The organism is Chitinimonas sp. JJ19 (genome assembly GCF_036961565.1).
GTDB lineage: Bacteria > Pseudomonadota > Gammaproteobacteria > Burkholderiales > Chitinimonadaceae > Chitinimonas.
This window is the reverse complement of record NZ_JBAMDD010000017.1, coordinates 25,763-51,179: the sequence shown is the minus strand read 5'-3', so window position 1 is coordinate 51,179 and position 25,417 is coordinate 25,763. Positions and strand designations below refer to the sequence as shown.

The window sequence follows — 25,417 nt, the reverse complement described above, 5'->3', positions numbered from 1 at the left end:
GGCGTAACTTTCCGTGGGTAGCCGGCTATTAACGATGTCGCAATGCGTATACCATGTAATCGCAATACGTAACCTACGATAGCCCAGAGATGCCCATCGACAACAGCATTCAGCATGAAGTGGATTCGGCTGCACGCATCTTCTTGGATCACGCGCAGCGTGGTCTGACTGAGATGGCCAGCGCCGATCTCGATCCGCTACTGGCATTGCAAGCGGCAGTGCAAATGACGATGCGCCTCTATGCCGACCGAATCGGCAACGATGCGGTAGCGATCCAGCAGATTCGTCGTTTCGTGGATGCCTGGGAGGAAGACATCACTGAGCTACCGGTCACGTTCTACTTCCATACCGCTCCGGAGATACGATGACGCAATGCAAAGTAGCTGTTCTGGCAAATCGCGCGGTCTTGGCAATGATGAGCGCGCTACTCGCAACCAGTGCCCTGGCTGCCAAAGAGGCCGACATCCTCAAGAGCCTGCGGGCGCAGCTAGTAGATAAGCCTTCGGCTGTCCGCACCTCACCCATCTCAGGGGTGTATGCGGTGTATTTTCCCGGCACCGAACACATCACACCACGTGCCTACGTTGATGACCGTATGACTGTGCTGGGCAACTCGGAAACCGGATATACCTACCTGTCCGGTCCCAAGCGCGGTCAGGACCTGTCGTCGGACGAGCAGCGGCAGCTCTATCGGCAGTGGCTCGGTAGTCTGTCGAAGGATCAGTTCCCAACCTATACCTTCGGGACCGGCAAGCGACAAGTGCTGCTTTTCACGGCCTTCGACTGCCCCTCCTGCCGCAAGCTTGAAGGTGCGCTTCAAAAGCGCGTCAAGCAGCTGGATGCCACGGTCTACATCGTGCCAACCTCGTTGCGGTTCGATAACAACCCGGATGCTCAGTCCAAGCTCAAGGGTGTGCTCTGCGCCGATGACAAAGCTGCTAGCTGGAAATCGCTGATCCTGAACGGCCAAGCTTCGCCAGCTTCGTGTGACGCCGATCCCTTTGCCTTTGCTCGTCTGGCCTTGGCCTTCCCGGCACCGGTGCCCAACTCCGTACCCACAGCGATTACATTGGACGATGGCAAGGTCTACAGGCTAGTGCTTGATCATTTCGAGGCCATCTTTGGTGTGAAGCCGTAAAACCATGAGTGCCTTTCTGCTTGGCCTGGCGTACGTCCTCGCGATGTCGGGCCTGTACGAGCTGGTTTACATTCTCATGATGACAGTATGTTGCTCAGAACCGTTCGTCGGAAATGGGCGAAATCTACGTGCCTCAAGACGCATAGCTAGCGACTTTTCCCCTATTTGGAGGATGGGCGAGCTCAACCTTGGTGGTTAGGCTACTTCAGCTCATAAACGAGCGGATCGCCAGGAGTCGGTAGATCTGCCAGGGGACGTTTCATCGCATGCTTACGCGCGCCAGTATTCAGGTTTCCGCAAGCCTTCATCGTCGCAAGATCGGCCTTCGCTACGCCTATACCAGCGGCAAGGTTGCGACTTCTAAAGCTACCACTTCTCGCCCTTTTGAGTCCGGCCTCGAACGCGACTTCTATCAATTGCTAGAGTTCGACGCCGACGTCGTCACCTACGAGCCCCAACCCGTCACGTTAAACTGGCGTGATGGCGCTGGCCGGTCCTCCCGGTATACGCCTGACACCCTGGTGCACTTTTCTCCGGCGATGGGTCGGCGGCCCGTTATGTACGAGGTTAAGCCACAAGCGGTGCTGCGCGCCGATTGGCTAGAACTGCGCCCTCGGTTCAAGGCTGCGCTCAAATGGTGCCGAGCCAAGGGGTACGACTTCCGGATCGTGCGCGACGTCGACATCCAAACGCCCCTTTTGAGGAACGCAAGGTTCCTTCTAGGTTTCACCGATGCTCGCATGCAGATCGGCGGCACCACGGCTCTGGCCACGCGCCAAGGCGTGTTGTTGAGCTTGGTGCCTGCCGGCAAGACGGTGACGCCGCGACAGCTCCTTGAAGCTACTGCAGGGACGGCAGCGGAACAGGCCGAGTTGATTCCTTTTGTATGGAACCTGGTCGCGCACGGTCGGCTCATGGCAGACCTCGAACAGCCCCTGACGATGGCAAGCTCGCTGCAGAGGCCAGCCCATGGCTGAGCTTCTGCGAATTGGTAGCATGCTAGATGCGGAGGGTGGGCGCTACTGCGTGGCCGGTTACCGCCTCGATGGTCGCATCGACCTCCTTGACGTGGGCAACGGAGCTGGCCGCACTGTCACAAAGGCTTGGATGGACAAGGTCGCAGTACCGGCCGACGGCGTGCCCTGTGAGGACCTGGCCGAGATTTCCGAGACTGCTTGGGAACAGGCCTTGTCTCGCTACCGTGTGATCGCGCCGTTGCTCTCGGTGTCGAAGGGCCGAGAGGAAAAAGTCAGCTCGGCTGCGAAGCAAGCCGGCGTCGACCGCGCCACGCTATTCCGATGGATACAGAGGTACGAGCAGCAAGGCACGATCTCGTCGCTTGTCCGCAGGTCGCGGAAGGATCGCGCGTCACCTCGGACCGGCAACCAATCGGAGATCTTGGTGCTCAAGGTGCTCAAGCAGTACTTCCTGACCACGCAGAACGCGAAAGTCACGCATGCATACCGGGAATTGGAGCGCTTGTGCCGCGAGGCCGGCGTTTCAGCCCCTTCCTTCAGTACCTTCTATCGGCGCGTGCAAGGGATCTCCATGGTTGATCGCATCAGCGCCCGTGAGGGCAAGTCCGGCAAGCGCCGGATTAAGCAGGTGGTGGGTGCTTTCCCTGGCGCAGACTATCCCTATGCGGTCTTGCAGATCGACCATACCAAGGTCGACCTGATGCTGGTCGATGAGGCTGGCCGGGAGACGCTTCCGCGGCCGTACATTACCGTAGCGATCGATGTTCACTCGCGGATGGTCGCCGGCTACTACATCTCGTTCGATCCACCCAGCATGATGACGACCGCTATGTGTATCGCCATGGCGGTCCTTCCAAAGGACCAGCACTTGCGCGACCATGGCTTGGATACGGACTACCCGTGTCGTGGCATTCCCCGGAAAATCCACCTGGATAACGGCAAGGAGTTCCGCAGCGACGCGCTGACCCGGGCATGCCAGGAGTACGGTATCGACCTTGAATACCGGCCGCCCCGGACGCCGAATTATGGCGGGCATATCGAGCGGCTCATCGGCACGCTGATGTCCGAAATTCACGCCCTGCCTGGTACGACCAAGTCTCGTTCGACGGACCTCAAAGGTTACAAACCTCACGAGAAAGCGGCCCTGACGCTGCAAGAGTTCGAGCGCTGGTTTGCGAACCTAGTCGTGGCTTACCACAATCAGGTGCATTCGGCGCTCGATATGCCCCCGATAAAGCGATACCGGGATAGCATCTTCGGGAGCGACGACGCGCCTGGCATTGGATTGCCGCCGGTACCGGAAACCGCCGAAGCGGTCGAGAAGTTCAGGCTGGATTTTATGCCATTGGAAGAGCGAACGGTCCAGCGTACTGGTATTGAGATTGACAGCATTCACTACCAGGCAGACGTTCTGCGCCCCTGGGTTGAGGCTCGTGATCCTTCAAGCGTACGGGCAAAGCAGAAGTTCATCGTACGGCGGGACCCTCGGGACATTTCTTGCATATGGTTCTGGGATCCACGGCTCCTGAGGTACTTCCGGATTCCCTATCGTAACCCGCAGTTCGATGCGATCAGCGTGTGGGAGCTTAGGGCAATCAAGGCCTACCTGAAGGCGCAAGGCAAGAATGCCGTCGATGAGAATGCCATCTTCGCAGCGCGCGCCGAAATGCGCCGGGTTGAGCAGCGGGCGATTGCAACCACTAACCAGGCGCGCATCGAGGCCGAGAAAATCCGTACCCGGAAAAAGAAGGTTCAGCAGTCCGGACTGGATAAACCTAGCTACGCCCCGGTTGAAGCGATCGCTCAGGGTGATGATGAAGAGGCCGCGCCTCAACGGTTTGTGGTGACGCGGTCATGAGCGATAGCACAATCGACGCAGAGGAGTTGACCGCTGAGGGTGCTGAACGGATTTATCGTCTGGAGAGCTCAATCTGGATCAACTATCCGAAGGCGACGCAGATACTCCGTAGCCTCAACGAACTGATGGCCCACCCTCGCTCGCATCGTATGCCCAACATGGCGCTCATCGGTGACTCGAACAACGGTAAGAGCGCCCTTATTCAGCAGTTTGTGGCCCAGCACTGTCCGGAAGAGGTGCAGGACGGCGAGTCGGCCAAGCTTCCTGTGCTGATTGCCCAATGCCCGGGCAACTTGAGCGAGTCTCGGCTTTATACCGAACTGCTCAATCGGCTTTTCACACAGACCAGCAGCAGAGAAGCGCCGGAGACCAAATTCAGCAAACTGAAACGCCTGGTGAGCGAGCTTGGAATCAAGATGATCATTCTTGACGAGTTCCACCATGCGTTTGGTGGGCCGCAGAAGATGCGTAACTTGCTCAATGCCATTAAATATATGTGCAACGAACTCCAGATCCCCTTCGTGCTCAGCGGCACGCCGGAGATGTTGAACGTGCTTCAGCAGGATCCCCAGTTCGCCAACCGATTCCCTCCCCGGCATCTCAAGCGGTGGCAATACGACGACGAGCTCAAGGCCCTACTGGCCACGTTCGAAGATGAGCTTTGCCTGGCAAAGCCCTCGGGGCTTTGGAAGATGCGTAAAGCCATGGCCATTCTGGCCGAGTCGGATGGTCTGCTGGGCGACATGCTGGATCTGTTGCGAATGCTGGCGGTACACGCGATTCGGACTGGCGTTGAGGAGATCACTGAGGAGATGCTGGGCCGTGACTACCTCGAAACGCTCGGCTGGACAGCCCCCTCGTTACGCGGTCACTACCGCCCAACCCTATGAGCCACTGAAGGCGCTGAGCGGTCGACTCCTGGTGACAGAGCCGCCCTTGCCGGATGAGCTACTCAGCTCTTGGGTATTTCGCTTGGCCTGGCGGAACGGTATCAAGGCTCACACGCTAACCAAGCGCTTCTGGCATCACCCTGGTGTGCCGTGGGGTGGCGACGGCGATCTGCGAGTGGGGGTCGAAGATTTGCAGCGGCTGGCTGTGTTGGCGCGGCAACCTTACGAGGCGGTCTGGGACACGAGCTTGCGCTCGCTTGAGGGTTCTCTATTCGATGGCGGGGTATGCAACCCTGCAGGCATCTTACGCCTCGGTGGCCGCGGAAAGAATCGAACGGCCCACGGCTTGTCCATCTGTCCGCAGTGCCTTGAAGAAGACCCGGTACCGTACTTTAGGCGGCAATGGCGCGTGAGCTATTTGGTCACATGCGTGAAGCACCAGCGTCTACTGCTCGATGCCTGTCCTGGGTGCGGGAGGTGCATCGTGCAGGTTTCGCGAGATGAGGGTTCGGCTCGGCTCAGCGAGGATCGCCGCGTCACGCACTGTCTACGCTGCGGCTATGATTGGCAGCGGGCGGGCAAGCGCTTGGCCGAGCGGCCCCTGGAGGATGGATTTTGGGTGTTTCAAGCACAGGTCGAGAGTGCCTTGTCCTGCACGTGGACCTTAGATCCGACCGGTCGACCCGTGATGAGCATGTCCCTTTTTAAGGGGTTACGGTACCTATTGAGGGCACTGATTGGACGTAACCGCATGCTCAATATTGCTGCTGTGGTGGCGCCACAACTTGGGTTGCTCCCTCTCGCGCCGGCAGGCGAATGCCCTACCTACAACATCGACCAACTCCGATTATGTGATCGGGTGTACCTTCTACGCCTGCTTGCTTGGGTGCTGGAGGACTGGCCAGATCGGTTTGTGTCTGCAGCAACAGCTGCATCGTTGCGACCTTCGTACTTGGACTCATACCGAAGCGACTTACCACTTTGGCTGGAGGAAGCGCTGGATCGCTGTCGGAGTCATCGTCACTATCCGATGTCGGCGGAGGAGTGGCGAAGTGCTCAGGATTACCTGCAGCGGCGGGGGTTGGAGGGGAACGATTTTCAGGTTCGGAGGCTCACGAGGAGGCACCCCACACCGGCGAACCATCGCCGCTGAGCCGCCTGAGCTTCCAACACGCGCGATCGATGAGCTCTTTATCCTGCTCCACTGGAATCATGCTGCGTCCTACGGTGTCGACCGGCGATGTGCAGCATTCTATTGCAGCAACTGAACACCCAATAGTAGCCGGCCTAGTCGCTAGCCACTGCAATCTCATCCAAGTCATCTGCACCGATCTCAGCCAACCTGCTTAGCAGAGCTTTATATGCATGATCCTTGTTCTTGTCTGCATACTGTAGATCGATAACTTTTATAGGATTGAAGATGAGCACATACTGGAACTCACCAGCAAGCCCTGGTTTGGCATCAATGAAGCCTAGTTCCGCCAGTCTTCGCATACGGCCTCTCCACGTTGCCTCACCTCGAGGGCCGCTGAAGCCGGACTCGAACGCGAACTCCTTGGGGTTTCGTATCTCGACAAAGGCTTCGTCGAAGACCCAACACCACAGAGTAAGATACGTACTACTAAGGGGGAAGCCTTTATCTGAAAGCTGATCTAGTATCCTCCCGACTAACGCCATCGTACGAGGAATGGTGGTGAAGCCCACGCGTTGTGAGCGAAGCCAGAGCTTGCTTTCATCAAGCCCCGGCCACAACCCGTCCCGCAACATCTTTCTACGAGCCGACATGCTTTTTGAAACTTTTCTGCCGCCAGAATTCATGACCTCCTCCTATCCTGCTGCCTCAAACAGGCTTCAAGTGATGGGTATGGTTACACAGAACGGATGATAGCTGCAATATATGTTGCTGCATGGTCTATTAATATCAATGAGTTAGGATCGATCTGGTGCTCCAGTTATCCGTTTAATCGTACTCCTGTAAACCGTGATCCCGTCCTCGGCGTTGCGGGTCTCGAGTTCGGCGTTGATACTCCGCTCCAACAACACCCGCCGCCACGCGCCTCCGAAAGGGGGCAGTGTAAAAATGGCGGGTTTCTCATTTAATAGGCCAAGAATGAAGTATACCAAGGTCGCCTTAGAAATCCCCGCTTTGATACTGCGCCTTCAGGCTAAAGGGCTGGTCGTTCCAGATGCAGCTCATGCAGAACGGGTTCTTCGATCTATCGGCTACTTCAGGTTCCGAGGTTATGGACTGGCCCTTATGCAGCCAGCTCCTGCTGCCTTTGCTCACGGAACCAGAATTTTCAATCCAGGCGTAACGTTTGATCAGGTTTATGACCTTTATCTATTTGATAGGGCTTTGCGATGCCTGATTATGGATCAAATTGATCGGATCGAGGTTGCGGCGCGTACTGCCATTATTTATGAATTAAATCGACTATTTGGTCCACATTGGTATATTGATTTTTCAAGAAATATATTTAAAAAAACCGATGATCAAGCGAAGTGGTTCGGGGATGTTTCGCGAGATGTTCATAAATCTAAAGAAAAATTTATACAGCATTATTTTTCAAAATATACCGCTCCAATACTTCCACCCTCTTGGGCGATTGCTGAATGCCTTTCTTTTGGAAAGTGGTCACTTCTTTACAAAGAGTTAACTCATGGGAAAAGCGCGATAGCAACGACCTTTGCCCTTTCACCGCCTGTCTTTGAGTCATGGCTGCATACATTGACTCACCTTCGGAACGCCTGTGCTCACCATTCCCGGCTCTGGGACCGACTTTTCCCCTTTCCACCGAAATCCCATCCTCGTCATCCGGCGCATTTTTCTAATGCGGCACTGCTTTATCCACGGTTGGCAGCAATAAGAATAATGACGAATGCTATTGATGGGAACAATGCATTGAGAGATGGCCTGTTGAGCCTGTTTAGCATGTATGCAGGAGTAAGTCCTGTACAAATGGGATTTCCCATTGCTTGGTCGACTGATCCTTTATGGCGATAATCGCCTGTAAGTACCTTTTCAAATGGTCATGACCGTGCAAGACGCCGTCAAAGTCCAAGAAGATGAATCGTTACACTTCGACTACCAAGCCGGCATCGAACCGCTCACTTTCCATGTGGCTATTCGCAAACTGGTAGCCACGTGGGTTGGTGACCACTCTCCCATCACCGATCCGATAGTCACGGGCCTTGTGCACATGGTCATGTATCCACAGATCGGCCTGCTCGACCTAACCATCGAATTCGCTGCAGTAGACCGCTGAGACCAAGTCGGCGGTGTAGTCCTCGTCAACGCTGAGCCGGAGCGGCCCATGGTGGGTGACGACGAGGACTACACCGGCGTGCTGTGTGGCAAGCTGATCAGCCAGCCAGGCTTGGCTTTCCAAATGTCTAGCGAGCGAGTCCGCTGACGCGAACTTCCACATGCTTGCTGGATCCGACGTCCCCCCGGATTTGAGTAGCACAGTGATTTAGAGTCCAATCCCAGAGAGAAGGAGATTGGACATGAAGAAGCGGTATACAGAAGAGCAGATCATTGGGTTGACCTGCCCGGGGACTTTCGGACCAGCAGAAACTGGAGAGACTGGCCTCATGCAACCGGAGAAGGTGCCATGAGGAAGAGCAGGTTTACGGAAGAACAGATCGTTGCGATGCTGCGCGAGTCAGAGCGAACCAGTGTTGCAGCCGTCGGCAAGGCCTACGGTGTCAGCGAGGCGTCCATCTACACTTGGCGGCAGAAGTATGGTGGCATGGTCACCGACGAATTACGGCGCCTACGCCAGCTCGAACAAGAGAATGCCCGACTGAAGAAACTGCTGGCCGAACGGGATCTCGAAGTCGAAGTGATGAAGGAGATCAACGCAAAAAAGTGGTGAGCGTGCCGGATCGCCGTCGGCAGGTCAGCTAGTCCAGTAGCGCAAGTGCGCTGACCAGTAAGGCTCGGAGATCTGCTCTAGCTGAGTCCCCCCGATTCTCTGGCCGACCTGCCAAAATCCAGAATGCTCGTACCACTTCATCAGACTGTTGAGCCAGCGCGACCAGGTGCGGACCGCTAGGCCCTCGCTTCGCGCTTAGCCAATTCTTGGCAGTCCGCTCGCTTGCCCCGGTCCAGCGCATCAAAGTCTTCACTGTTCGGTTTGATCCCCTTAGCTCTCTGTCCAGCGCCAACGCGATAACTGCTGCGTAATCCTTGCGCGCTTCGTCGACTTGATGGCTACTCGGTAAATTCTTGCCCTTCTTCGGTAACATTTTTCCCTTTCACCTACCTACATTGACATATCAATGACCATCGCCCGGATTGCGTGTGGAGCAAACGTAGGAAGGAAGAATAATGATCACCCCCCAGCCAAAACAGACTGAGTCGTCGTTAGGGCGTGGAATGAAAGGCCTGCGGGCGGCCGCCTATGTACGTATGTCGACCGAGCACCAGCAGTACTCAACGGAAAATCAGCTAAGCGCTATTGAGCACTATGCTGCCTCACGTGGCGTGGAGATCGTCCACGTCTATGCAGATGAGGGAAAGAGTGGCCTACGCCTTGAGGGGCGAAACGCCCTGCAGCAACTACTCAAGGATGCTGAAAGCGGCACTGCCGATTTTTCTGCAGTGCTGGTCTACGACGTCAGCCGCTGGGGGCGCTTCCAGGATCCTGACGAAAGTGCGGGCTATGAAATCCGGTGCAAACACGCCGGCGTCGCAGTGCATTACTGCGCCGAGCAATTCGAGAACGATGGCAGCCCGGTCTCAAGCATCATCAAGAGCGTCAAACGCACCATGGCCGGGGAGTACAGTCGTGAGCTCAGTGTCAAAGTGTTCGCTGGCCAGACACGGCAAATTCAACTTGGGCACCGCCAGGGAGGACCAGCTGGCTTTGGTCTGCGCCGCCAGCTGATTGACCACGCCGGCCAGCCCAAGACACTGCTCGCACGTGGCGAGCACAAGTCCATTCAGACGGACCGTGTCATTCTCGTGCCTGGGCCGGAGGAAGAGCAGGAGGTGATTCGCCACATCTATGAGCTGTTCGTTTCTGCGGGGCTGACGGAAAAGCAGATTGCGGCCTCACTCAATCGGCGAGGCTTCCTGACCGACCGCGACCAGCTGTGGACACGTGGCTGTGTGCATCAGGTGTTAATCAATGAAAAGTACATCGGGAACAATGTCTGGAACCGAACCTCGTTCAAACTGAAGCAGCAGTATGTACAAAACCCGAAGGAGGCCTGGATACGCGCCGACGGGGTATTCGCACCGATCGTTGAGCGCGGTGTGTTTGAACAGGCACAGCAGATCATCCTGGCGCGTTCCGTTCGCTTGTCGGATGAAGAGATGCTGGTTGCGCTGCGTGGATTGCTGCAAGAGCGCGGCAGCCTGTCTGGAATGATTATCGATGAGAGTGAACAGTGCCCCTCAAGCAGCGCATACACCAGCCGGTTCGGTAGCATCCTGCGTTGTTATGCACTGATCGGCTACCAGCCCAATCGTGACTATCACTATCTCGAAGTGAATCGTCGGCTTCGTGCCCGATATCCAGAGCTGGTTACCGAGACCTTGCGTCAAATCGAAGCATTAGGTGGCTGGGTAGACGTCAATGACCAGACCGATCTACTGACGATCAACGAAGAGTTCACGGTCTCCATCAATCTTTGCCGCTGCTTTCATACCAAGGCCGGCTCACGGCGATGGGTCATACGATTCGATTCCGGTTTGCTACCAGACATTACCGTCGTCGTCCGGATGAATCCAGATGGGGATGAGGCACTCGATTACTACCTCCTCCCAGTGATTGACTTACTCCACCCTAAGCTTCGGCTGGCCGACCACAACGAGGCCGGACTAGACGCGTATCGCTACGAAAACCTGGATGCGCTACATAGCTTGGCATCGCGTGTCCCTCTTCAAGAGGTATGGTCATGAAGCAGTCACCGGATGCGTCCACGCCACATCCCGCCATTCAACACATTGCGATTCAGCAGATTCCGCTGGGTCGCATCCGAATTCTTAATCCGCGAACCCGGAACCGGAAGACCTTCGCTAAGCTGGTCGAGAATATCGCAACCCTTGGGCTCAAGCGCCCCGTGACTGTTGTGGAGTCTGGGGTTGACGAAGATGGGAAGTGGTATCAACTCGTCTGCGGTCAAGGGCGTTATGAGGCGTTCAAAGCGTTAGGGGAATCGGCCATTCCTTGCATGATTGTTGAGGCCAGCGAGAGTGACCGCTACCTGATCAGCCTGGTAGAGAATCTAGCTCGTCGCAAGCACTCGAACTCTGACCTCTTGGAAGCAGTTCGCGCCTTAGAGGAGCGTGGCTACTCGGTGCAACAGATTGCCAAGAAGGTGGGGCTGGACCCCGGCTACATCTACTGCATTTTGACGCTGCTGAAGCAAGGGGAAATCCGCCTGATTGCAGCGGTAGAGAATGGATGGCTCTCGATCGATATGGCTTCCACCATCGCCAAGCTGGGTGACGCCGAGGTACAGGAGGCCATGATGCTCGCGTATCAGAATGGCACCCTGAAGGGGGACCAGTTGATGCGAATCCGTCGCCTTGTCGTGACGCGGCAGAAGCTGGGCAGAGGTTTCGGTAAGTGGCGACACAGAGGTGAAAAGACCAGTCATAAGTCCTTGCTACAGGCATATCAGACCGAAGTTCGACGCCAGCGCATGATGGTCAAGAAAGCGGATGTCAATCACCAGCGGCTTGCCTTCATCACTACGGCATTTCGGCGCCTCATCGCCGATGAGCATTTCAGAACCTTGCTTCGTGCAGAAGGGCTGAACGATATCCCTAAACCGCTTTGCGATCTGATCAAGGGGGAGTCACCCGATGGCCACCGTGCAGCATTCGTTTGAACTACGGGCAATCACGCTCCCTGTCGCCCAAATTCTACCGACCCGTTTGCTGAACAAGGAAGCGCCAAAGTCGCAGAAATTCCAGGCCATCCTCAGCTCCGTGAGAGAAATTGGTATCGTGGAGCCCCTCGCCGTTTACCCTGAGCGTAAGGGGGCAAAGGGCGAAACGTTCTACATCCTGCTTGATGGTCATTTGCGACTGCACGCACTCAAGCTACTCGGCATTGATGAGGTCATCTGCCTTGTCTCATGCGACGACGAAGGCTTCACTTATAACCGCCAGGTCAACCGGATCAGCGCCATCCAGGAGCACAAGATGATTCTGGCAGCGATCAATCGAGGTGTGCCGGTTGCACGTATTGCACAGGTGCTCAATGTCAACGTCGAAAGAATTCGGGAGCGAGAGCGGCTGCTGGACAACATCGCCCCCGAGGTCGTTGAACTATTGAAAACCCGCATGGTTGGGCACGCGATCTTCGCCATCCTGCGCAAGATGAAGCCCATGCGTCAGATAGAGGCCGCTGAAATGATGATTGCGGCCAACCGTTTTACGAAACCTTATGCCGAGATGGTGCTCGCGACGACCCGACCTGAGCAACTCGTGGACAAAAAGACTAAACCCAGTACCGACCTTCGGCCGGAGGACATCGCGCGCATGGAGCGAGAAATGGAAAAGCTCCATCAAGATTATCTGCTAGCAGAAGAGGATATCGGCGACACCATGCTGTCGCTGGTTATCGCGAAGGGGTACATAAATCGGCTGATACGCAACGCGGCAATCTCGGACTACTTAAGCCGGCACCATCCTGATCTGGTGGATGGAATCACTAGCGTGATGGACGCGATTGCCACGGATGCACGCTCGCCGGAACGTGAATGACTAGGGATTACAAGCGGTTTATGCCCTGAAGCGGATATACCGTGAGGGCTATGCTTTCATGAAGGCGGGCGTTATGTTGATGGACCTGTGTCCGCGAACCATGAGACAAGCCACGCTATTTGATGATGAGGTTGCCCTTTCCAGGAGAGTACGACTGATGTCCACCATGGACTTGATCAATCGAGAGTTCGGTCGCGGTGCCATACGCTTGGCCAGTAGCGGTACCGGCGAAGCCTGGAAGATGCGACAAAGCAGGAAAAGTCCTTCCTGGACGACAAATTGGCATGAATTGCCACGGGCAAAGGTACTGTAGGTATCACCTATATGAGGGATGCGCTATCGAGCTGATCCGCATATCTTCCCGTCGTTGCCGCGCTTGCGGCTCGACGAGTTGAATGGCTCTGAATGCATCAGCAACATATCCAGCTGCTCGATTTGGGCGACGCGACCTGGCGTGTGGACTGGTTTGGTGAGCTGGGCTATCCCGATCTGTCCAGGCGTCAGTCCCAACCATCGGTGCAGGTCATGCTGTCCCCGGTCCCAGATGGACCATTTGGCGCACTGCGAGCCCAGCAACAGGCCGCCAGCGCTAACCAGCGTAAGGTGCATCTACCTGTCGGCTTTCTCCCGGCCGTGCACGTCGGCAGCACGTGGCGCAAAGGCATTCTGATTGGGGAGGATGCCTCCTCGGCCGAGGTGGAGGTATTCGACGACCTGGACGTGAGTCGCGACAACGTGCAGACCATTAAGGCGGGAACACCGAGCGAGCGGGGGCATTACCTGCCGCTGCAGCAGCATGCCGCGCACCGGATGCACACGGGGTCGTATTGTGTATTGATCCGGTTGGCTGACGACCGCCAACTGATTGTTCCCTGTTGGGAGCTGATCCGCTTCTACTTCGGCTCCTCGAGCAACCTCTTGGCTTGCGTAGTTCAGCCGGGCGTGACCAAGCAGATGCTGTTCGCTGACTCGGTCTACCACCCGCGCAGCGGGTATCTGCACCTCGATCTGGCCGAAGGCATCAGTGGATGGTCCGCGTCGGATGTCGGGCGCTTGGCACTGTCGAGCGAGGCCTGGGCCGCGGCAAAGCTGATCGGCGCTAGTTGCGCGCGCGCCAGCGGCCAACGTGCGCCGATCTATCCGATCACGCGGTTCCCTTTCGAGGGCACGACAGACCTACATGCCGAGGGCAAGTGGCTGTCGCATGGGCCGGATGCCCAGCGCACCTTTATCGTCTCCCGGCTGCTGTCGTGCTCCCATGCTTTCCCATTTCAGTCCCTACGTTTCAGCACGGCACGCCAGCGTGCCGCCAGCACTAACGGTACCCATAGTCAGGCGCCTCAGCATCGCCACGCGCGCAAAGGAAGCTCCGCCACCCAAGTAAACGAAGACCCAGGGCGTGTGCTCACACCTGGCCGGCGGCCGATCGCGACGCAGCAGCGATTTCCGGACTTGGCTGATAAATGGATCTGGCGCTGCGATGAGGCCAAGGCAGCGCCAACCGAAGGGCAGCAGAGGCTGGCTGCCGGCGGGCATGCAGAAAGCGTTGGTACGCCGTCTGGGTCAAATCGAGTCCGGTCGGTAGACCTCGGCCTGGTGGATGTTGCCGAGACAGGTGACGGTGGGGAAAAACTGCCTGTGTTCGTTAGGAAAGGTCTTTGGCGACTTTGGAGTATTGATGACGATCTCGCGATCGATCTGGTGCGCTGGGGAGCCGAAAAAAAGCCCGTCGTAACAATGCCGGTTAGGCGTGATGAGCGAGGCAGGCTTCTCGTGAGCTGCTGGCTGGGGTGCAATGTGGCCAAGCAAGAGCATCGGAGCTTGGCGCTGTGTCGCATCAGTAGCCATGGCGCGTATGGTGAGGCCGTGGCCATAGTTGGCGCGGCCAATGGCGACGTAGCACTATTTACACTGCTTGAGTCTAGCGCTCAGGACCAGCACCTCCTGTTGGAGGCGGTGGCCTGCCTTAGTTGATAGCAACTGGAATTGCTACAGCCTGCAGTTGCGCTGCAACAAAGCCCATCCGGACTATAAGGCGAATTAACATTGATTGCATTTACCAACTATTCGGATGGCGCCCCATTTTTTACACTTTGGAAACAGCCTAGGCATTAGGCCATGCCGTATAAATTACTTAGGAGAAAAAATGGTTGATTCCGCGAACGTTGAGGGTGGTATTGAAGCTTTAACGAGCCTGAGCGGAGCATTACCCATACTCGGCCTATTGGCAATGTACATATTGGCCTTCCTAGTGTGGCACCGAACCGCATCCAACTACAGCCTATTGGCGAGGTTGTGGCAGATTTTTCATGGCGATAAGGAACACAAGGACTCGCCGGTCAGTGACTTCTTCCACGAGCAGTCAGTGCTGATGCAATTTCGATTTATCACTGGTGTTCGAGCACGCACCTTGAAGCAGGCGCAAGCATTGATCGCTTGGGCTCGCATGCACAATGAAGACGTGGGTGCGATAGCTACCTGTGGTCGTTACTTTGACATCGAAAAGGTTGGGCTCAAAGAGGAGGAAGAACTTCCAAAGAACTGGCATCTAGTCTGCCGACTTGGCTTGGTCCTTGCACTTCTCGCAACGACGTTAGCGTTTACGGGCCTAGCGGGGTGGAATGAAGCGCTACTGCTGGTTAAAAAAAGTGGCACCCCCTTTAGTCTATCTTCAGATTACGCTCGACCCATCGGGTTTGGAATGGGTATCTCACGATCACAATGTATAGATGGAAAGGCTTTACCGAAGAATGCGTTCGCGACGGAAGATGCGGAAGTCATTTGCGAGTTACTCAGAGCAGCAAACCTCAATCGCTATCTGGAGCAAACCATGCTATGGCAGAGAATAGGCTTCGGGTTTATTACGCTGATTTGGATTGCCTACCTTTGGACGGCCTTTGTGTGGCTCAGGCAAGGGGGAGCAGCAAGAGATATGCTGAATCGTATTCGCCCTAAAGAGAACGTGGCGCCCTCCACAATTGTAGCGCAAGAGTCTTAGCGGAACCGTGACGTCAGATATGGCCATTCCGCGATCAGCTGCTCCAGCCCGTAGAAGGACTACTTCCGAATTGCCATATTTTGCAGCCAACAGGCGACACTGCTCATGAAGCAGACCGTGTACGCTCACCATCCTCTAGTGCAGTGCACCGCCCTGTTCTGTATTTATCCCGTGGCCGTTGCCAAGGCGGCCTTGGCCAGGATGTCGGTGGCACTGGCCGTCCAGATGAATGGTTTGGGGTCGATGTCGTGATGCGCCACGTACAGGTCGCTCGCCATTTCCAACTCGGCCACGCTTGCAAAGCTGTCACGCCGTTGCGGACTTAAACCAAATAGCCTCCACGGAAGTCGGGGCGGTTCATACCTAGCAAAATCCGGTGTACGAACGTACACTTTAACGCATAAATGACACGAATTGACATTCGTCATGCCTGCTTGGCAGGGCTTCGTTAGCGTGAAAATGGGTACATTTATATGCAACAAGAAGAGCAACCGAAATGTTTCTGTTGTAGTTTTTTTCGTTGCAGATTACCATGGCATTTGCTACAATATCTCATCGCTCCCAATGCCTAAAGTCGTTCCGGATGTCGAACTTCAAACGCGCTTAAATGCTTTCATCAAACAGCGCGGCATTTCCATCGCTAAGGCAGCCAAGGAGTTTGAGGTAGATAGAGTTTCCTTGTGGAGATTCAGCAGCACAGGGCGAGCACTTGATGCTCAAAGGACTGAATACCGAGAAGCCCTGAATCGTGCAACACAGAATCAAACTGAAACACCCAGAATCGTTGCACTTCCTGGCGCCGAACAGCAGGTAGCAGTAGAAGCTCACGAATTGGAGCGCATCCGGCAAATTTGCGAGAGCGTCTTGAAGCTCGTTGATGCCTACGAGGCGGCGTTGCAAGTCGGCAGATGATGGTTGAGAGCTGGCCAACAGGGATCAAGAGGGAAGCAACAAATGGCAACTATTCGAGGCGACAGGCAGGCTCTGCAGAAAACCATGAATGCGATCATGGAAGAGTCGAAGCGATTAGCACTACGCGCAACCCAACCCGTCCAAACGCAGTTACCGGAGGTCGATGGACCGGCTCGACTGCGTGGGCAAGCTGACTCTTCCCAGCTCCCTGATCGCATCGCTGATTTAGTCTACTCGATTCCAGCCCGACGCCGACTGTCGGAACTTGTACTGAAAGTCGAAGTGGTCGAGCAGGTGGAAGAACTTCTACATGAGTTCTCAAATGCCGGACTCCTACGATCACACTCGCTAGAGCCAAGACATACTGTCCTTCTAGTAGGTCCTCCCGGCAACGGTAAGACGAGCTTGGCCGAAGTCTTCGCATGCGAACTAGGATTACCGTTGCTGTCGCTACGATACGATGCCATCGTCGATAGCTTTCTTGGAGAAACATCGAATCGATTGCGTAAGCTCATAGAGTACGCAACGCTAAATCCTTGTGTGCTCTTCTTTGATGAGTTTGATGCCGTTGGCAAAGAGCGGAGCGATGCACAAGAGACAGGCGAGATCAAACGGGTCGTGTCCTCGTTGCTGATGCAAATGGACCGCTTGCCGAGCCATACACTAATAGTATGTGCAACCAATCACCCTGAGCTCTTGGACCGAGCAGTGTGGCGTCGATTCGAGCTGAAGCTAGAAATTGATCAACCAGACCACAAACAACTGACTACTTGGTTCAGACGATTCGAGAAATCGCTCTCCGGACCTGCTGGAATCTCTCCAGAGCAATTTGCCAGCTACATGTCTGGCGAGAATATGTCTGCTGTCGAAGCGTTCACTCTTGATGTTCGTCGCAAAATCGTCTTGTCACATGACAAGCTCAGTCCAGCTGAGGCTATTCGTCTTGTTATGAAACGCGGTAAGCTCCCTGCTATCGACACAAGCGGGGAGGAAAAAAATGGCGAAGGAATATCCACTAGTACGCCTGAAAAAAACAAGCACCGGCGAAAAGTTCAAGGGACGTAAACCTCACTTCCCTCGACGGATTCCGTATGAGCGCCAAGCACAGCGTCTAGGAGAAGTCTTCCAAAATACAGCAAGTGCACTGGATGATTTGGCTAAAGGTATCGACGTTGCTTCAGATCCTCGAGCGGTAATACCCGAAAGATGTCTCGTATTTGAGCTTATTGGCCCAGTCCAAAAGTTCAATGTTGCAGCTCAGGCCCTTGGGCTCGAATGGCTTCTCACAGAAGGTATTGGTGAGTCGGCTGAAGACGACGACAGCGAGGCGGCCGAGGACAGTTCGGAACTCCCCCCTCCGAAATTGCTTTATCTCACAATGCCGTCAGAGCGCGCACTGACTCGACTACTGACTCAATGGAAGCAATATTCAAAGGGCTGGCCGGCACCGAACGAGCTCCGTGGACTTTGGGATCTCTTTGACTATCTCCATGTATTACGTCCCTGGTCTTTTGAGGATAGGGTCGATCCGGCTTTAGCCAGGTATGTCGACTCTGTACTGGCAGACGAACCCGACCGGGATGTATTGGTAGAAATAGATCTTTGGTATCGCACAGAACGAGATCGTAGGGACCGTTCTATCGAGACCCTCAAGGAAATGCTTGAGGAAGTGGGCGGAGCGTTACTAGACCTAGTCGATCTAGAGGAAATCCGATATCAAGGCGCCCTAGTAAGGGTACCAGCGGAGGTCGCACGTAGCCTGGTATCAGGCGAAGACGGTATCGCGTCGTTGAACGACGTTATGACAATCCGCCCGCAATCGGCATATGAGTCACCAATCGAAACCGATCAAAGTCAAATACAGGGCAGCCCCTCTCTTGCAGCACCTTCGGGACCTTGTTTGGCCGCTATGCTAGACGGGTACCCCGTCACAGAGCATGAGGCCCTCCTAGGTAGAGTACATATCGTAGAAGTCGATGTAACAGGTGAAAACGTGCCTGTTATGGCTAGATTCCACGGTACTGCAATGGCATCATTGATCCTTAACGGCGACATGCAGCTGACCGGAGAACTGCCACTCGGGCAGAAAATCGTTGCCATCCCCGTTCTTGGGGCAAGCAAGGATTTAAGCCGCGAAGTCACTCCTGAAGGCAAGCTGCCGATCGGTGTGATCTATCGTGCTCTCCGCAAAATTGTGGAAGCTGACCCCAAGCAGGATCCTGATTTAGCAAACGTCGTTGTTGTAAACCACTCAATATGCGACGACTATGCTCCCTTCATTCGACGTCCATCACCCTGGGCGACTCTTTTAGATCATTTCAGTCACGCCCATCGGCTTCTCTTTGTAGTAAGTGCCGGCAATATTACCTCAGGCTTTCCACTTCCGGATTATATTAATGCCGCTGCTTTCCAAGCAGAACCTGCCGAGAAAAAAGAGGCTTATCTTCTTGCTGCCATCGAACAGGCTAAGGGGACACGTGGCATCCTGAGTCCTGCAGAGTCCATAAACTCGCTTACGGTAGGAGCTGTTCACTCGGATGGCGCACCACCGACAGCGGCAGCTACGGATCCTTATCCCACGCACTTGATGACTAATCTGGCGTCAGCAGTTGGCTTGGGTGTGAATCGTAGCGTCAAACCTGACTTGATTGAACCTGGTGGCCGTTATGTAGCCGGATATTCGAATGTTCAGAATGGCGGCGTACAGGCTCATCCCCGCGCGTCGGCTCATTACGGGCAAAAAGTAGCAGCACCCTCACCTATAGGTGAGCTCCGGCGCTATATACGAACTGCGGGGACCAGTAATGCGGCCGCGCTAATTACGCGCTCCAGCCACTACGTGGCCACGGCACTGGACGAGGCCTTTGCCGCCGATAAAGTCAAATGGCGAGATTTGCAGACGCGAGTACCGATGCTAAAGGCGCTGTTGGTGCACGGCTGTCGTTGGGGGGCGATTGGGGAGCTTCTAGATGCAACCTACCAGCCGCGAGGTCCAGGTATGCACGCTCGGCGGCGGGAAACTATCACACGGTTTCTTGGATTTGGCCAAGCAGATCTGACACGTGTTGCCAATGGCGAGGCCAACCGAATCACCCTCATTGGCGAGGATTGCATTCAGGCAGGGCAGAGGCATGGGTACAAGCTTCCTATTCCGGCCTCTATGGTTAACAACAGGGAGGTTCGCACCATCACCATCACCTTGGCGTGGACTTGTCCTACGACGCACACTACTTCCGATCCGCGTGGTGTTGTTCTGAAATTGTGTGGTCCTGACGGTAGCAGTAGCTACTGGGACGGAGTCAGCACCGAGGGCCGAGCGCAACCATCCACGGCAGCCGGTGGGCGTGGGACAGTAATTCATGTGATCCACAGCGGCAAAAAACTGATCAAAAATCCCGATGGCACACTATCTATTTACGTACAAGCAACCTCTAAAGTAGGTTTTGAAAAAGAGAAGGCTCCATATGCTGTTGCTATTACCCTGGAGCTCGCTCAGCAGCAACGTAGCCAACTTTACCAACAAGTACTGCAGGCTGTTCGACCGAGAGTACGTCAGACAACCTAACCGCAACGGAGGAAAAATGACAATTTACGATCCAGCCAATTCACTAGGTGCACTCCCTCCAGATCAGATCGCCCAATATTTGGCCGACATAGGAGACATTGAGGGAGCGAAGGCATTCACTTCTGGTGCCGTAGCAGGGCAAAGCTTTCCGTTCTCGAGCCCCTCTCCCTTCGCCCAAACGGGGATGGTGATTGGTTTTATCCCTCCCGGAAATGAGAAACTTCGTGATGTTTCAGGCCTAAGTGACGTGCATGCCGATCCACAATTGATTGGCAAGCGCATCAAAATCACCTTTGACAAGTTTCACGTAGCAAGCTACCCCGGGATTGGTACTCATTCGATTCTCTGCGAATTTTCGGGTAAGAACCAAGTCGCCGGAGAAACCGAAGAACTTACATTTGCCAGACGATTTGAAGCGCGTGATAACTCAGGGCCTAGTATTGCCGGTACGCCTATTTTCATGGGAATAAACGTCGGTCAAGATGGCATCTCATTCAAGGGCCGCACTGTGAATGTGAAGAGCAACTTAGATGAGGTTATTCTAGCTACGCTCGATACCCCAGCATTTAAAAGCGGTCTCGCTCTTCTAAATACTGCCCAGCCAGCGCTTAAGCCACTTACAAGCTTAGCTGCTGCTGCGGTTGATATGACTTTAAAGCGCCGAAATAATATCCAAGTTCATTGCTTTGACATGGGCTTAGATTTTAGTCAGGGAAGCACCTCCGCACGTTTGCGTCACGGTTCCTATGTGGTCGTACAGACGGATGACGGTGCTGCATGGGGATGGGACCACTATGTATGGAATAGTGATGGCCACGTATTACAACACCGATCGGAACCATCAAAGAAGCTAGGTTTCAATTACATGGTTTTTGGCGTAGCAGCATTCTCTGACGCCAGCTCTGCTTAGTTAAGTGGACTTGGGCCCTATAGCTATAGATATTTCATCTACGCTTCAGTAAAGTTTTGACGGCGCGACGTCCCCCCGGATTCAGTAGCACTCGGCTTTAGAGTCCGGGGGTTAACCGCTTTGCAGCGGTGGCAGTCGGTGGACTCCGGGAGGCGAACTCACCTTGACCGGAACACTGTGGCCAGCCTTGACCACAAGGTTATGCATAATTCATCCAAGCACAACGTCAGCAAGGAGCTGCGCTATCTCTTCAGTGCTATGAACTGAAGAGTTAAGAGCAACCTTGTCCGCCAAAGTTGGGCTAAACTTTATAACCTCACTCTTAGTTACTTTATGCCATATTGGAAGGATCATTTTTCTCCCTTCCATCTCTTTAGCTGTCATTCCGTCTAATTCGTACTGAGTCCAGTTTTTTGCAAAAAATGAAGAAGAAAGCACCACCGTCCCAAAACGAGAGTTTGATAGACCACTATCTATACTTTTGCGTAAGCTATCACCAACTTTTAACGTAAACTCGTCGTACCATACCTTTACACCCAAACCCTCCAGAGCAACTGCTAGAGGTCTAACAAGTTCCTCTTTATCTTCGGAGGCGTGAGAAATGAACAAGTCATACTCGATTTCTGGCCCTTGACCAAACGGAACCGTTGATTCAATTTTCTTTGACAGCGCGGATGTAGCAGACAACTCGGCATTTAAATTCCGCTGAAACTCAAGTTGGGCCCGTTGACGCTGCCTCTCCAGATCAATTTCTTTTTTCAGCTCACGCTCTTTCGCCGCAGCAATACGATTCCTTTCTTTTCCTTCCTCTTTCGCCAAATCTTGCCTCGCCTTGAGCAAGGCAGAGTTTTTCTCGGATTCTTTTTTAGCAAGTGTTGCTTTGACTGCAGAGATGGATGCTATCTCTTTTTGCTTTCGCTCAATCTCTGAAAGCTTACTGGAGAGAGAGCTTGCTGATGTGCTACTTGTTATAGATCGTTGGATATGATTTATGCGGGCGTGCAAGGCCATTTCTTTTTTGACCTCTTGACTTACCTTTACCGCAATATCTGACAGCTCTTTTTGCAATCTTGCAATCGTGTTTGAAACTGATGAAATAGACACAGGGCCACCTTAATGCATAACGTTAAGTAGAAGGTTTATTTGATGTGATAAGTTACGCCATATGATGGCTAACCTGATTCACAGGTAGGGATTTTCTCACTGCTGCATGGAGACCTCGCACTGCTTTGCGGCATATTGATCATTCTAGTGAATTGGTGAGAAGCGTCGCGGCTTGCCCAGATCGGCTCTGGTCATTATCCGACCGTAAGCGTAGCGCGTTGGGGTATGAATTGTCATAGCCCAAATGGGTGATTGCTTAGGAAAACTCGACATTCGTTCGCATTGTGTCTTTTGGCATCGGTACAGCAAGGGGGACTGATCAAGCTGCTCTGGAGTGGGTCAAGAAATGAGGTGAAGCACGTACTCGGCGGCAACGTACCAGAGGAGCTCGCGTTCAAGGAGCGCCATGAACGATTGTTCCACTCGCCAAGTAAGATAGTGATGTTGCACTTGAGCGAAGAGTGTCTGCAATGGGACGGAAGCAGTCACTAGGGCTCTTTCACTGAGCGTCAGCTTAGGCCGAGAAGCAATCGAACGTTGTTGAGCGACGCCTTGGCCACTTTGGGTCGAATGTCGCCGCTCACTGACTGATCCACTTGCGGCCACTTTGCACGGGTCATCAGCGCACACCATTTGAGCGGTCAGTCACTACCGGCATGGCGGTCAACGAGCACCAGCGCCCGCAATGCTGATGAGGAATGCCTTGACCAATGTTCGTGAACACAGTCGCAAATAGTGAGAAAAACATCGCACTTAATTTGGAAAAGTCGCAAATAAAATGGAAAGTGACACCTTGGGCAAATCCGCCGGCGCCAGGTTGACGGTAATGCGACGGGCCGGAAATTCATAGCGCGCCGTCTGTATGGCCGCCCGCACCCGGTCGCGGGCCTCCTTCACCTCGGCATCGGGCAGGCCGACGATAGTGAAAGACGGCAATCCGTTCGCCAGATGGGCTTCCACCACCACTTCGGGCGCGGCCACCCCGTTGAGTGCGCGGCTGTAAAGTACGGCCAGAGACACTGCTTCCCCCTTGATTTGCTATGTTTCTTTGGGGGATTAGAGCATGGGGGTGGGTGGGGTTCAAGGGTGAAGGGCTGCCTTGTTGGCGGCGCTTAGTTGGGCACAGCACTGCCTGCAGCATTAACCCAGTCAGTCAAAGACAGACAGCCCCGCTATCCTGTGGCTGGCATCAGCGCTCAGTCGACCTTAATACAACAGTTACGATTAGAATCGTGCTACGCCTAGGCTAGGCTAATCAAGTTTCATACACTGGTGCACCGGTAGTATCTATTTGTGCTAGCGGCATAATATAAACAAGCCCAGGAGAAATTAATGCAAAAAATACACGCTTTCGTCATGGTCATGATGATGGCAGGATCATTGTCTGTATTTGCCGCACCCCCTGTTTCACCCAGCCCTGGTGAAATCAAATGCAACCCTCCATGCCCGATACTGGAGTGCGATAAATACGGGTGTGTTGCTTGTAATAAAGATGGTTGCACCGAATTCTAATCACGGCAGCCACCCGTAAGGGTGGTTCCATTTGCAATAGCAGGTTACACATGCGCAAATTATTTTTGATCAGTTTTGGTGGTTTATTATCTGCAGCAGGACTGTTTTTTTTTACACAGGGTAGCAAACCGGAAGCAGAGGCTGATGTTCCGCCAGCTGATAATAGTGGGATCGCTACCCTTGATACAAATGCCTCACCAAAATTGTTTTCAGACCCCAAGGCCTCACCCCCCCCTGCGCCGGTAGCCGACGCCCCGGTACCAGCACCTGCACAACGGACAGCACTGCCACCTGCGATCAGCGCAGCTGTGTATGGCACGATACTGGGCGCTTCTATAACAGATAGTCAATGGATCTGCCGTGAGCAGAATTGTACCGTGCAGCTATCGCTGCGGAGTACGACGACGCCACAGATGATCGCAACTTCGCTGGGAGCCCTGCAAGAAGCGGCCAGAAATGGCGCTATGGCAGGGATCAAGGCGGTTGCGCTTGAAGAAATCTCCAACGAAAATGGTCAGAAATCGACCGCGTTTTCATTCGAGCGTACTGTAGCCGAGCCTCTGCCATCGGCAGTATTGCAGTTGAAGGACGCGATGAGTGAAAATGCGAAACTAAAACAACAGCTGGCAACCCAAGCGCAGCAGACTATGAATAAGCCATGAATACGTGCCATAAACTTTTAATCACAGCTGCGCTTATCGGCCTCAGTTCACAGTCAATTGCTAACGAACGCGCCAGTATTTCAAAAACAATTGTCCTGGCAAAACATATTATTGCCACAAAAACTTTTTCTGGTAAACCAGCCTATGGCATTCCCTACGTCAAGGTTTACTCCACAAAGTCAGAACTAATTTATGCGTCAGATTTCATCAGATCCATGGTTGAAAATGATGAGCTATTCAAAGGTAAGCACGAAACACGACATATCACCACAAGCTTGATGCAGGATCTCGATCAGCTGAAACTCAAGCCGCGTTCCGCAACTTATACCGTGCTATATTTCAAGGGCAGCCGCTGCCCACCCTGCGATGAATTACAGCCCATGATGGTCAGTTATCTGGATAAACAACTAGGCAAGGACTACCGTTTCATCATCGTCGATGTCGACCATCGAAATTAAGCTTCACGCCCCCCCAAGCCAGCTATATATAGCAGGGAAGGTTGTACATTACTGGCTTGAGGAAGGATGGCGGGTCTCGCTACTTGTCCTGTGTTGCTTTGAATTTAGCTCTGGCAGCCCGCCGCTTTGCCAAAATCGCATTCAGTGGGCTTTGGTGGGCAAACACCAACTGCTTGCGCTCTTTGCTTCCTACCGGCGGCAGTAGATAAATGCGCTTGATGGAGCGATTGAAGGCATCGTAAGCCGGCCCCTCCCTAAAACCGTAATTCACCGAACTCGCAATACCTTTGCCTATCCGCTCGCTCTTGACCAGAATGCCTTCGCGGGCGCCTTTCTTGGCTCTAGCCAGATGCTTGAAATCGGGTGTCTGGAACACGCTATCGTGTGCAGCCGCAAAACGAGGATTGCGCAGCAAGGCAGCCTTTGTGCCGGGATGCAGCAGAACCTGCATAGTCATGCTTCGTTTGCCTTTCTTGGCAAACTTCTCGGCATAGGCACGTTTTTCCGCAAAGAAGTTTTCACCAGCCGGCTCACCCGATTTGTTGAGCTTATTGGCGAATTTCGGTGCGCCAGTCGTCTGAATCGATTCGGTCAGTCTTTTCAAGCCACCCGGGTCCACGCTACGGAACAGTTGGACCGGTTTGGACCTCGGCACAAAGCCCATCACACCCGGCTGGGGATTTTCGTACTTGCGATGTCCCATACAC

Annotated in this window: 23 protein-coding genes and 2 pseudogenes; 21 read left to right on the top strand and 4 right to left on the bottom strand. The window is 54.1% G+C overall.

Features of this window, described 5'->3' with window-relative positions:
- The first annotated feature begins 89 nt into the window (after nt 1-89).
- The 6 genes from V7714_RS17690 to V7714_RS20645 all read left to right on the top strand — a co-directional run bounded on the left by V7714_RS17690 (nt 90) and on the right by V7714_RS20645 (nt 6,016).
- Nucleotides 90-368 (top strand): hypothetical protein, encoded by a 279-nt coding sequence (locus V7714_RS17690; protein WP_335710900.1) that lies wholly within the window; start codon nt 90-92, stop codon nt 366-368.
- A complete protein-coding gene (locus V7714_RS17685; protein ID WP_335710899.1) occupies nt 365-1,138 on the top strand; it encodes a hypothetical protein in 774 nt (257 codons plus the stop codon). Before V7714_RS17690 ends, V7714_RS17685 begins: the two co-directional genes overlap by 4 nt.
- 266 nt (nt 1,139-1,404) lie before the next feature.
- Nucleotides 1,405-2,115 (top strand): TnsA endonuclease N-terminal domain-containing protein, encoded by a 711-nt coding sequence (locus V7714_RS17680; RefSeq protein ID WP_335710898.1) that lies wholly within the window; start codon nt 1,405-1,407, stop codon nt 2,113-2,115.
- On the top strand, nt 2,108-3,973 hold the full coding sequence (locus V7714_RS17675) for a Mu transposase C-terminal domain-containing protein (RefSeq protein ID WP_335710897.1): 1,866 nt from the start codon (nt 2,108-2,110) through the stop codon (nt 3,971-3,973). The genes V7714_RS17680 and V7714_RS17675 overlap by 8 nt, the downstream gene beginning before the upstream one ends.
- The gene (locus V7714_RS17670) at nt 3,970-4,863 is read left to right on the top strand and encodes a TniB family NTP-binding protein (protein WP_335710896.1); all 894 of its coding nucleotides are present in this window, start codon (nt 3,970-3,972) and stop codon (nt 4,861-4,863) included. The genes V7714_RS17675 and V7714_RS17670 overlap by 4 nt, the downstream gene beginning before the upstream one ends.
- Nucleotides 4,796-6,016, top strand: a complete 1,221-nt coding sequence (locus V7714_RS20645) for a TniQ family protein (protein WP_442891407.1) — start codon at nt 4,796-4,798, stop codon at nt 6,014-6,016. The genes V7714_RS17670 and V7714_RS20645 overlap by 68 nt, the downstream gene beginning before the upstream one ends.
- Before the next feature lie 134 nt (nt 6,017-6,150).
- Here the strand turns inward: V7714_RS20645 and V7714_RS17665 are convergent, their stop codons facing one another.
- Entirely contained in the window at nt 6,151-6,681 is a 531-nt protein-coding gene (locus V7714_RS17665) for a hypothetical protein (protein WP_335710895.1), read from the bottom strand.
- A 292-nt stretch (nt 6,682-6,973) separates the two neighbouring features.
- On the opposite strand from V7714_RS17665, the gene V7714_RS17660 reads away from it, so the two are divergent.
- The 13 genes and pseudogenes from V7714_RS17660 (at nt 6,974) to V7714_RS17605 (ending at nt 20,974) form a co-directional block, all read left to right on the top strand.
- Nucleotides 6,974-7,867 carry an Abi family protein gene (locus V7714_RS17660; RefSeq protein ID WP_335710894.1) on the top strand — a complete coding sequence of 298 codons (894 nt, stop codon included), beginning with the start codon at nt 6,974-6,976 and terminating at the stop codon, nt 7,865-7,867.
- Nucleotides 7,868-7,895: 28 nt separating this feature from the next.
- Nucleotides 7,896-8,129 carry a hypothetical protein gene (locus V7714_RS17655; RefSeq protein WP_335710893.1) on the top strand — a complete coding sequence of 78 codons (234 nt, stop codon included), beginning with the start codon at nt 7,896-7,898 and terminating at the stop codon, nt 8,127-8,129.
- 348 nt (nt 8,130-8,477) lie between these two features.
- Nucleotides 8,478-8,770: pseudogene (locus V7714_RS17650) on the top strand (transposase); the annotation flags it as partial.
- 426 nt (nt 8,771-9,196) lie between these two features.
- Nucleotides 9,197-10,774: a recombinase family protein gene (locus V7714_RS17645; protein WP_335710892.1), complete on the top strand. Its 1,578-nt coding sequence runs from the start codon at nt 9,197-9,199 to the stop codon at nt 10,772-10,774.
- On the top strand, nt 10,771-11,709 hold the full coding sequence (locus V7714_RS17640; RefSeq protein WP_335710891.1) for a plasmid partitioning protein RepB C-terminal domain-containing protein: 939 nt from the start codon (nt 10,771-10,773) through the stop codon (nt 11,707-11,709). Before V7714_RS17645 ends, V7714_RS17640 begins: the two co-directional genes overlap by 4 nt.
- Nucleotides 11,684-12,589 (top strand): plasmid partitioning protein RepB C-terminal domain-containing protein, encoded by a 906-nt coding sequence (locus V7714_RS17635; RefSeq protein WP_335710890.1) that lies wholly within the window; start codon nt 11,684-11,686, stop codon nt 12,587-12,589. The genes V7714_RS17640 and V7714_RS17635 overlap by 26 nt, the downstream gene beginning before the upstream one ends.
- A gap of 58 nt (nt 12,590-12,647) precedes the next feature.
- Complete coding sequence (locus V7714_RS20640) at nt 12,648-12,902, top strand: DUF4113 domain-containing protein (RefSeq protein WP_442891406.1); 255 nt, start codon at nt 12,648-12,650, stop codon at nt 12,900-12,902.
- Between the two features lie 92 nt (nt 12,903-12,994).
- The gene (locus tag V7714_RS17630) at nt 12,995-14,563 is read left to right on the top strand and encodes a hypothetical protein (RefSeq protein WP_335710889.1); all 1,569 of its coding nucleotides are present in this window, start codon (nt 12,995-12,997) and stop codon (nt 14,561-14,563) included.
- A 172-nt stretch (nt 14,564-14,735) separates the two neighbouring features.
- Entirely contained in the window at nt 14,736-15,587 is an 852-nt protein-coding gene (locus V7714_RS17625; protein ID WP_335710888.1) for a DUF6216 family protein, read from the top strand.
- A 414-nt stretch (nt 15,588-16,001) separates the two neighbouring features.
- Complete coding sequence (locus V7714_RS17620) at nt 16,002-16,499, top strand: hypothetical protein (protein WP_335710887.1); 498 nt, start codon at nt 16,002-16,004, stop codon at nt 16,497-16,499.
- 84 nt (nt 16,500-16,583) lie between these two features.
- Nucleotides 16,584-17,564 (top strand): AAA family ATPase, encoded by a 981-nt coding sequence (locus tag V7714_RS17615; protein ID WP_335710886.1) that lies wholly within the window; start codon nt 16,584-16,586, stop codon nt 17,562-17,564.
- Nucleotides 17,497-20,064 (top strand): S8 family peptidase, encoded by a 2,568-nt coding sequence (locus V7714_RS17610; protein ID WP_335710885.1) that lies wholly within the window; start codon nt 17,497-17,499, stop codon nt 20,062-20,064. Before V7714_RS17615 ends, V7714_RS17610 begins: the two co-directional genes overlap by 68 nt.
- Before the next feature lie 16 nt (nt 20,065-20,080).
- Nucleotides 20,081-20,974, top strand: coding sequence for a hypothetical protein (locus V7714_RS17605; RefSeq protein ID WP_335710884.1), 894 nt, complete (start codon nt 20,081-20,083; stop codon nt 20,972-20,974).
- Between the two features lie 210 nt (nt 20,975-21,184).
- Here V7714_RS17605 and V7714_RS17600 read toward each other — a convergent pair whose 3' ends face one another.
- Together V7714_RS17600 and V7714_RS17595 are read right to left on the bottom strand one after the other, a co-directional pair.
- Nucleotides 21,185-22,042: a toll/interleukin-1 receptor domain-containing protein gene (locus V7714_RS17600; RefSeq protein ID WP_335710883.1), complete on the bottom strand. Its 858-nt coding sequence runs from the start codon at nt 22,040-22,042 to the stop codon at nt 21,185-21,187.
- An 822-nt stretch (nt 22,043-22,864) separates the two neighbouring features.
- Nucleotides 22,865-23,098 (bottom strand): annotated as a pseudogene (locus tag V7714_RS17595) (magnesium chelatase domain-containing protein); the annotation flags it as partial.
- A gap of 542 nt (nt 23,099-23,640) precedes the next feature.
- On the opposite strand from V7714_RS17595, the gene V7714_RS17590 reads away from it, so the two are divergent.
- Together V7714_RS17590 and V7714_RS17585 are read left to right on the top strand one after the other, a co-directional pair.
- The gene (locus V7714_RS17590; protein ID WP_335710882.1) at nt 23,641-24,252 is read left to right on the top strand and encodes a hypothetical protein; all 612 of its coding nucleotides are present in this window, start codon (nt 23,641-23,643) and stop codon (nt 24,250-24,252) included.
- A complete protein-coding gene (locus V7714_RS17585; RefSeq protein WP_335710881.1) occupies nt 24,249-24,710 on the top strand; it encodes a hypothetical protein in 462 nt (153 codons plus the stop codon). Before V7714_RS17590 ends, V7714_RS17585 begins: the two co-directional genes overlap by 4 nt.
- Before the next feature lie 79 nt (nt 24,711-24,789).
- Here the strand turns inward: V7714_RS17585 and V7714_RS17580 are convergent, their stop codons facing one another.
- A complete protein-coding gene (locus V7714_RS17580; RefSeq protein ID WP_335710880.1) occupies nt 24,790-25,413 on the bottom strand; it encodes a hypothetical protein in 624 nt (207 codons plus the stop codon).
- Nucleotides 25,414-25,417: the final 4 nt, after the last annotated feature.